Below are 8,525 nucleotides of genomic sequence, written 5' to 3'. Positions count from 1 at the left end.
GCCATACCTGTTCTTCCGGCGCAGTCACTACACGCGCAACCTGATCTTCCGCAACGACCTGTTCGAGGTCGTGGCGATCGGCTGGGAGCCGGCGCAGGCCTCGGCGATCCACAATCACCGGGGCCAGGAGTGCTGGATGGGAGTGCCGATCGGCCGCCTCGAGGTGCGCAATTACCGGCTTCTCGAGAAGGACGAAACGTCGCGCACCTGCCGGCTGCAGCCGTCCGAACGCTACGAGATGGACCCGCTCCATCCGGCCGCGGTCGATCCGACCGAGCCAATCCACTCGGTCCACAACCTTCCGGAATACGGCGGGCGGGCGATGTCGATCCACGTCTACTCGCGGCCGTTCGACTCATGCGAGATCTACCAGCCGGAGCAGGGGCGCTACTACGACGTGTCGCTGGGATACACGACCCGGTTCGGCGTCCTCTGTCCCGGTGAGATGGCGGAGGCGGGGCTCGCCGTATCCTAGGAATTCAGGCCGCCGTCGGAGCGGGCGTTCAGCGCGCCAGTCGCGTCTCGGCCGCCTGCAGATCCGAGGTCGCGCCGTCCCAGTCGTCGTACAGGTGGGCGAGCTCGATCTCGATCGATTTCTTCTCCTCGCCGAGGCTGCGGGCCAGCCCCGGCTCCTTGTACGTTTTCGAGGACGACATCGCGGTCTCGATCTCCTTGAGACGGGTCTCGAGGGGGAGGATCGACGCCTCCAGCGCGGCGATTCGATCACGGTAGCTCTTCAGCTCACGGTTGCGCCGGTTGCGTGTCTCGGCATCGTGACGCCTCTGCTCTCGTCCGCTCGGCTCCCGTCCGCTCCCGGCGCGGGCCGGGCCGCCGGCGCCCGCGCCCTGGTGCTCTGCACCGCCCGCGGCGTCCTCAACCGGAGGATCCCGGCGCGCTGCCGCCCCGGGTTTCACCGGCGCGCGGCCGCCGCGCGGCAGGACGGCCACCGGCCCGGTGCTCCGCGGCCCCTTCCCGGCCGCAGCGGCGCGAACCGCCGCCACATAGTCGTCGTACCCGCCGTCGTAGAGCGCGAGTCTCCCGTCGTCGAACGCCGCGACGCGCGTGGCCACCTTGTTGATGAAGTAGCGATCGTGCGACACGAACAGGAGCGTCCCTCCGAACCCGGCGAGGGCGTCCTCCAGGGCCTCGCGCGTGGGCAGATCCAGATGGTTCGTCGGCTCGTCCAGCAGGAGAAAGTTCCCCGGGTCGAGCGTGAGGCGGGCCAGCGCCAGGCGGTTCTTCTCCCCGCCGCTCAGCACCTCGACTTTCTTGAACACGTCGTCGCCCGAGAACTGGAAGATGCCGAGCAGCGAGCGCAGCTGTCCGGGACTCTTCCCGGGCGCCCAGGCCTGCATCTCGTCGAGCACGGTCCGTCCGGGCGTCAGGGTCTCGAGCACGTGCTGGGCGAAGTAGTGCAGGACGACCTTGTCGCCGATTTCGACCGAGCCGCCTTCGGCGGGCAGACGCCCCGCCACCACCTTGAGAAGCGTGCTCTTGCCGCAGCCGTTCGGTCCGACCAGGGCGATCCGGTCGCCGCGCCAGATCTCGAGGTCGAGTCCCTTGAGGACCGCCCGCTCGCCGAAGCTCTTGCGCACAGAGGCGAGGAGCGCCACGCGCTGGGCTGCGCGCGACACCGGCGGGAACGAGAAGCGCCAGGTCTGGTCCTCGGCCATGACCTCGGTGCGCTCCATCTTCTCCAGCATCTTGATGCGGCTCTGCACCTGGCGCGCCTTGGTCGCCTTGTAGCGGAAGCGCTCGATGAAACGCTCGACATCCGCCACGCGGTGCGCCTCGGACGCCGCCTTCTTGACCGCCAGCTCGCGCGCCTTCTCCTTGTCGATGCGGTAGCGGTCGTAGTTGCCGGGCCAGAGGGTGACCCGGCCGTCGTGCACCTCGGCGATCGAGCTGGCCAGCCGGTTCAGGAAGGTGCGGTCGTGCGACACGATGACGAGCGCGGACGGGATGTCCGACAGGAAGTCCTCCAGCCAGGCGACCGCCTCCAGGTCGAGATGGTTGGTCGGCTCGTCCAGGAGCAGGAAGTCGGGCCGGCGCAGGAGGAGAGCCCCGAGGGCGGCCCGCATCCGGTAGCCGCCGGAGAACTCGCGGAGCGGGCGCGCGTGATCGTGCTGTCCGAACCCTAGACCGCCGAGAATCGCCTTGGCCCGCGCCTCGAGATCGAAGCCGCCGGCGGCTTCGAAGCGGTGCTGCACCTCGCCCGCCCGCCGGGTCACCGTCTCCTGCCGCTCGCCGGTCGAGGTCGCCATTTCGAGGTGCAGCCGTTCCATTTCCTGCTCCATCGCCAGGATTTCAGAGAACGGTGCCAGGAGCGCCTCGAGGACCGTCCCCTCCGCGAGCCTCGCCCCCTCCTGCGGCAGGTAGCCCAGGGAGGTGCCGCGCACGATGTCGATGGCCCCACGGTCCGGCCCCTCGGACCCCGCGATCAGGCGCAGCAGGGTCGTCTTGCCTGCGCCGTTCGGGCCGACCAGGCCGACGCGCGCGCGCGGCGGGATGGCCCAGTCCACGCCCTTCAGGACCTCGTGGACGCCGTAGCTGCGCGCAACACCCGACAGTCGAATCACGCGACCAGTCTACACAGGAGGGCGCTCGGGCATCAACGCGGTCAGGGGAGGACCGGCGGGGCGTACGGGAGCGTCTGCGCGAGCAGCCAGCAGAGCAGGAATACGATCGGGACGTGGAACAGGAGCTGCAGGATGGAGAAGCCGGCCAGGTCCCTGGCGCGCACGTTCAGGATCCCCATGAGCGGCAGCATCCAGAACGGGTTGACCAGGTTCGGCAGGGCCTCGGCGGCGTTGTAGATCTGAACGGTCCAGCCGAGATGCACGTGCCAGGCGTTGGCCGCCGCCATGACGTAGGGGGCCTCGATGATCCACTTGCCTCCCCCCGAAGGGACGAACAGCCCGAGGACCGCCGAGTACAAGGCCACTACGATCGGAAACGTCCCCTGGGTCGAGACCCTGACGAACAGATCCGCCAGGAGCGTCTTGATCGCGGTGTTGGAGATGATGCCGAACATGCCGGCGTAGAGCGGGAACTGTATGAGGACCCCGGCGGTGGCCGGCATGGCCCGTCCGACGGCGGACAGGAACGAGGCCGGCCGCAGGTGCAGGAGAAGCCCCAGGGCGAAAAAGGCTAGATTGAAGTTATTGAGGTCCAGCGCCGCAAAGAACCCCCGGTCGCGCACCTGCGTCACCAGGAAAGCGGCCATCAGCAGGACGACCGACACGCCGAGGATCGGGCTGTTCTCGAGCCTCTCCGCCGGTGTCGTGGGCGGCCGGGTCCCGACCGGCGGGGCCTCGAAGCGGATCCCCATCGCCTCGGCCGTCCGGGCGCGCGCGGGCTCCGGACAGGAGACGTACGCGACGGCCACGGACACCGCGATCAGGATCCCTGCTATCAGAAGACTCTGCCACAGGAAGATGGTCTGCGACAGCGGGATGACACCGGTGATCGGCAGAAGCGTCCCGGGGATCGTCGAGCGGGTGGCCTGCAGGAGCGCCGCCGAGGACGAGAGCCCCAGGGCCCAGACGCTCCCGAGCCCGAGGTACGCCGCGGCGCAGATGGCGCGGTAGTCGATCCCCTTCAGACGCCGCGTGAGCTCGCGCACCAGCAGACCGGTGAACACGAGCGACAACCCCCACGAGAGGAGGGACGCCGCCATGGCGAAAAAGGCGACGAAGGCGACGGCGCCCCGGGGGGTCCTGGGGCGCCGCGACAGCCAGCCGATCAGACGGGCCAGGGGCGGCGATGAGGCGACGACGAAGCCCCCGACGATCACGAGGACCATCTGCATCGTGAACGGGACCAGCCCCCAGAAGCCGCCGCCGAACTCCGTCACCAGGCGGACCGCTCTCTCACCGGTCAGGAGTCCCGCGAGAAACACGACGACGACCGCGGCGAGGGCGAAGACGAAGGCATCGGGGAAATAGCGCTCGCAGACGCCGGCGATGAAGGCGCCGGCGCGCTCCAGAGGGGCGGCGCTTCGGGGCGCGATGTCGGGGCGGGGGGCGGAGGTCACGCGCGCGCATTGTAATGGAAAATGCCCTACAACCGTGCGGATGCCCGCAATTATTCATGTCCGATCAATCTGATTCCACGAGGGTTACCTCGACGGGCAGCTGTTCTCAAGTGATCTTGGCCTTCCAGGTCGTCGCTCCGGTTAATGCCCCTCTGCGCGCCGGGCTGTCATCCGCACTGTTGTAGGGCATTTTCTAATACAATGCTCGGCATGGATCACCTGGACGAAAGTCTCCTCAATCTAATCGTCGAGACCTCGACCAACCTCCCACCCGATGTCCGCCGGGCCATGGCGCGTGCCCTGGGGAGCGAGCAGCAGAATACCCGGGCGGGGCAGGCCCTCCAGGTCATCGCGTCCAACATCGACATGGCGACCGACTGCGAGGGACCGATCTGCCAGGACACCGGCTGGCCGACGTTTCTCGTCAGGACGCCGGTCGGCGCCGACCAGATGCGGATCGAGGAGGCGATCAGACGGGCGATCTCGGAGGCGACCAAGCGCGGCAAGCTCCGTCCGAACTCGGTCGATTCATTGACCGGCAGGAACAGCGGCGACAACCTGGGTCCCGGGACGCCGACTGTTCACTTCCAGCAATGGACGCAAGGGGACGAGATCGAAGTGCGGCTGCTCCTGAAGGGGGGCGGCTGCGAAAACAAGAACATCCAGTACTCGCTGCCGATGGAGGTCCCGAACCTGGGGCGCGCCGACCGCGACCTCGACGGCGTGCGTAAGTGCCTGCTGCACGCCGTCTGGCAGGCGCAGGGGCAGGGGTGCAGCGTCGGCGCTCTGGGCGTGTGCGTCGGCGGCGATCGGACCAACGGCTACGAACACGCGAAACTGCAGCTGTTCCGCACGCTCGACGACGTGAACCCCGACGCGAGACTGCGCGAGCTGGAGGACTACGTCGTCAGGACGTCCAACGCGCTCGGTATCGGCACGATGGGGTTCGGCGGCAGCGTGACCCTGATCGGCTGCAAGATCGGGGCGATCAATCGATTGCCCGCGTCGTTCTTCGTGTCGGTGGCGTACGACTGCTGGGCGTTCCGCCGTCTCGGCGTCGTGCTCGATGCCCGGACCGGGGCGATCAGAAGATGGCTGTACAAGGACGCGGCCCCCCCGGAGAAAATGACGGCGCGGGAGGGGTTCCCCCTGACCGGCAGAGAGAAAGTCCTGCGGCCACCCCTAAGCGACGCCGACGTGCGCGGGCTTGCGGTCGGAGACGTCGTCCTGATCAGCGGCGTCCTGCACACCGGGCGCGACGCGCTGCACCATCATCTTATGAAGAACGCCCCGCCGGTCGATCTGCGCGGCCAGATCCTGTACCACTGCGGCCCGGTCGTGCTGAATGAAGGGGGCGGCTGGCGCATGACGGCCGCCGGCCCGACCACGAGCAGCCGGGAGGAGCCTTACGAGGCCGACGTGATCGGACGCTACGGCCTGCGCGCGGTGATGGGGAAGGGCGGGATGGGTCCAAAGACCCTGGCGGCCCTGAAAGAGCACGGCGCCGTATATCTCAACGCCATCGGAGGCGCCGCGCAGTACTACGCCCGCTGCATCGAGAACGTAGAGGGCGTCGACCTCCTCGAGTTCGGGCTCCCCGAGGCGATGTGGCACCTGCGCGTCAAGGAGTTTCCTGCCATCGTCACCATGGACGCGCACGGTCACTCGCTGCACGCCGACGTCCAGAGTGCTTCCGGTGAGGTCCTCAAGACGTTCGCGGAGCCTGTGTTCGCCGGGTCCTAGCCACCGGTGCCGCGCGACGCGACCAGCCGGTCCAGCTCGGTCTTGAGACGAGCCAGGACCTCGTCGTAGCGGTAGGTCCCGATCGTCTCCGCCTTTGCCTTCAAATTGACATGCGTCGGGGCGCACCACAGACCGAGATCGGCGTCATCCGTCTCGCCCGGCCCGTTCACACGGCAGCCCATCACGGCGATGGTGATGGCGTGCTCGCGGGCGTAGGCCGTCACCTCCCGCACCTTCTCCGCCAGCTCCACGAACGCCTCGTTCTCGACCCGCGAGCAGGAGGGGCAGGAGATGATGTTCAGCTTCCCGCCGAGATTCTCGGGGACCGACCGGAAGCGGCCGCGGGCGATGTCCTCCAGGATCGAGCGGCCGGCGGCGATCTCCTCCCCCTTGCGATCGTTCGGTACCGTGAGCGAGACGCGGATGGTGTCGCCGATACCGCGCGAGAGGAGCTGCTCGAAGGCGACGCGCGTCTTGATCACCCCCTCGGGGGGGAGACCGGCCTCGGTCACCCCGAGGTGCAGCGGCACGTCCTTGCGGACTTCGGCGAACCGGACGTTGGCGTCGATGACTTTTTTCGGCTCGGAGTCCTTGAGCGACACGCAGTAGCGCGTGAAACCGAGATCGTCGAGGAGAGCCGCGTGCTCCAGGGCGGACTCGACCATCTCCGCGACCGAGTCACCCGCGAACCGGCCCGCCTTGTCGGGATCGATCGACCCGCAGTTCACGCCGACGCGCACCGCGCAGTCGTGCTTCGCCGCCACCTCCGCCAGAAAGGCGACCTTGTCGCGCACCGGCCGGGTCCTCTCATGGTGGTGCAGGTGGCCCGGGTTGTAGCGGATCTTGTCGACGAACGGCGCGACCTCCGAAGCCAGGCGGTAATTCTCCTGAAGGTCCACGGACAGGTTGGCCCCGGTCCGCTCCCGGATGGGGCGGAGGGCCGCCACGTCCCGCGCGCTGTCGACCGCGATCCGGACGATGTCCGCCCCGGCCCGCTCCAGGTCCAGGATCTGGCGCACCGTCGCCTCGACGTCCGAAGTCCGGGTGGCGCACATGCTCTGCACCGCGACGGCGTGACCGGAGCCGATGGTCGTCCGGCCGATGCGCACCGCGCGCGTGGGATTGCGGGGGAGGGCGGTCAAATCGATCATGCCGCGAGGATCATAGCACCCCGAAGCGGCGTCCGGCCCCCGCCCGCACGCGCCCGGCGCGCAGCTCGGCCAGGGGATAGAAGGTGTCGCGCCAGCGGATCCCTCCCCGGACGAGCGTCCTGAGGGCGGAGTTCCAGGCGGCTCCGAGGAGAACAAGGACTGCGACGGGATAGAGGAGCGACAGCAGAGCGGCGCTGCCGCCGTAGCGCCGCGACTGCCTGCGGAACCCCGAGGCGATGACGACCGCCTGGAGCAGGAAGGGGAGCCAGATGGCGGCGGTAGGGACGGCGCCACCGGCCGGGGGAGCGAGGGCCGACGCCGCGATCCCCGCGGCCAGGGGTCCGAAGACCAGGAGGATCGACGCCGCCGTGAAACCGACCAGCTGCGTGACCGAGTAATCGATCCCGGCGAACAGGTTCTTCTCCAGTCCGCGCGCCACGTTCAGGGCGCCCTTGTGCCAGCGACAGCGGACGAGGCCGACGCCGTCGAACAGACGCTGCCGCGCGCCGCTCTCCTTCAGCAGGCGGCCCAGCGCGTAGTCGTCGGTCGGGTCCATCTTCAAGAGCGAGTGCCCCCCGATCCGATCGTAGGAGGAGCGGCGCACCAGGTTGAAGGCGCCTATGCCGGCGCCGCCGCGTCTTTTGTCCCGGTCCATCTCGTAGACGCGCGCCGCGAGCAGGTACATCTGGGCGAACACCGAGAGGAGCGCCTGCTGCAGGTCCGAGACCGGACGCTGGTCGGGGATGACGGCGAGGTGATCGAGGTGGCGCGTCGTGGCGAGATGAACGACGCGCGCCAGGAGGTCGTCGGCGACCAGCTCGACGTCGCCGTCGAGGAACAGGATCCAGTCGCCCCGGGCCCGCAGAGCACCCAGGTGGCAGGCGTGGCACTTCCCCAGCCAGCCGCGCGGGAGAATCCGGTTGTGGATCGTCGCGAGACGGGAGCCGGAGGCCCCGGCACCCAGCCGGTCGAGGATCTCAGAGGTGCCGTCGGTGGAGCGATCGTCGACGACGATGACCTCGAGGGCGGGATGGCGCTGCGCCAGGAGCCGGCGCACGGTCGTCCCGATCTCCTCCGCCTCGTCGCGCGCCGTCACCACCACCGACAGGGACGGCAGGGGACCGGGGACCGCCGGGGTCGACCCGGCTCCGGCGGGACAGCCGTCGAGCCCGATGGCTGAGCGCAGGACCGCGATCTGGCGCGCCGCGCGGTCGAGCAGAAGACCGAGCAGGGACCAGGCCACGAGCAGGAGCGCGGCGAGGCAGGCGAGGGCTGACACGCTCGGGGGCCGGTCGTCAGGAGGAGGAAGGAGGAGCGGCGAACACCGCCGAGCGGGCGACATCCTCCTGCCGGATCCTCGCCGGGTCGAACGCCTCGAGCGCGGCGATCAGCTTCTCGAGCGCCTGGTCGAACCCCGGGACGGTCTTGCGGGCGCGGCTGAGGGGATTGCAGCGCGCCAGCACGAAGTTCTTCACGAACGGGTGGTTGATGCCGCGCCGCTTGAGCTTGTCGACGATCTCCTTGAGGCGGGCATCCGCCTCCTCGACGCGAGCGGCGCGCTCCTGGCGCGTGGCATAGGCGCTCTTCAGGGAAGT

Annotated in this window: 7 protein-coding genes; 2 read left to right on the top strand and 5 right to left on the bottom strand. The window is 69.0% G+C overall.

All coding sequences use genetic code 11. The features are described from left to right. A partial coding sequence (locus VEW47_00670; GenBank protein HYS03682.1) for a cysteine dioxygenase family protein occupies positions 1-475 on the top strand: 475 nt, incomplete at its 5' end. A 28-nt stretch (positions 476-503) separates the two neighbouring features. Here VEW47_00670 and VEW47_00665 read toward each other — a convergent pair. Both VEW47_00665 and VEW47_00660 read right to left on the bottom strand, forming a co-directional pair. Then, positions 504-2,579 carry an ABC-F family ATP-binding cassette domain-containing protein gene (locus VEW47_00665; protein HYS03681.1) on the bottom strand — a complete coding sequence of 692 codons (2,076 nt, stop codon included), beginning with the start codon at positions 2,577-2,579 and terminating at the stop codon, positions 504-506. A gap of 41 nt (positions 2,580-2,620) precedes the next feature. Then, positions 2,621-4,036, bottom strand: coding sequence for a TIGR00366 family protein (locus VEW47_00660; GenBank protein ID HYS03680.1), 1,416 nt, complete (start codon positions 4,034-4,036; stop codon positions 2,621-2,623). Positions 4,037-4,246: 210 nt separating this feature from the next. Here VEW47_00660 and VEW47_00655 point away from each other — a divergent pair, with 210 nt between their 5' ends. Next, positions 4,247-5,779, top strand: a complete 1,533-nt coding sequence (locus VEW47_00655) for a FumA C-terminus/TtdB family hydratase beta subunit (protein HYS03679.1) — start codon at positions 4,247-4,249, stop codon at positions 5,777-5,779. Here the strand turns inward: VEW47_00655 and ispG are convergent. From ispG to VEW47_00640, 3 genes are all read right to left on the bottom strand, one after another. Then, entirely contained in the window at positions 5,776-6,930 is a 1,155-nt protein-coding gene (ispG, locus tag VEW47_00650; protein HYS03678.1) for a (E)-4-hydroxy-3-methylbut-2-enyl-diphosphate synthase, read from the bottom strand. The two genes, VEW47_00655 and ispG, sit on opposite strands and share 4 nt — an antisense overlap. Positions 6,931-6,940: 10 nt before the next feature. Next, positions 6,941-8,209 (bottom strand): glycosyltransferase family 2 protein, encoded by a 1,269-nt coding sequence (locus tag VEW47_00645; GenBank protein HYS03677.1) that lies wholly within the window; start codon positions 8,207-8,209, stop codon positions 6,941-6,943. 16 nt (positions 8,210-8,225) lie between these two features. Then, a partial coding sequence (locus tag VEW47_00640) for a hypothetical protein (protein ID HYS03676.1) occupies positions 8,226-8,525 on the bottom strand: 300 nt, incomplete at its 5' end.

The sequence above is a fragment of the Candidatus Dormiibacterota bacterium genome (assembly GCA_035635555.1).
GTDB lineage: Bacteria > Acidobacteriota > Polarisedimenticolia > Gp22-AA2 > Gp22-AA2 > Gp22-AA3.
Note: the sequence above shows the minus strand (reverse complement) of the source record. Positions and strands in the feature narration are given on the sequence as shown.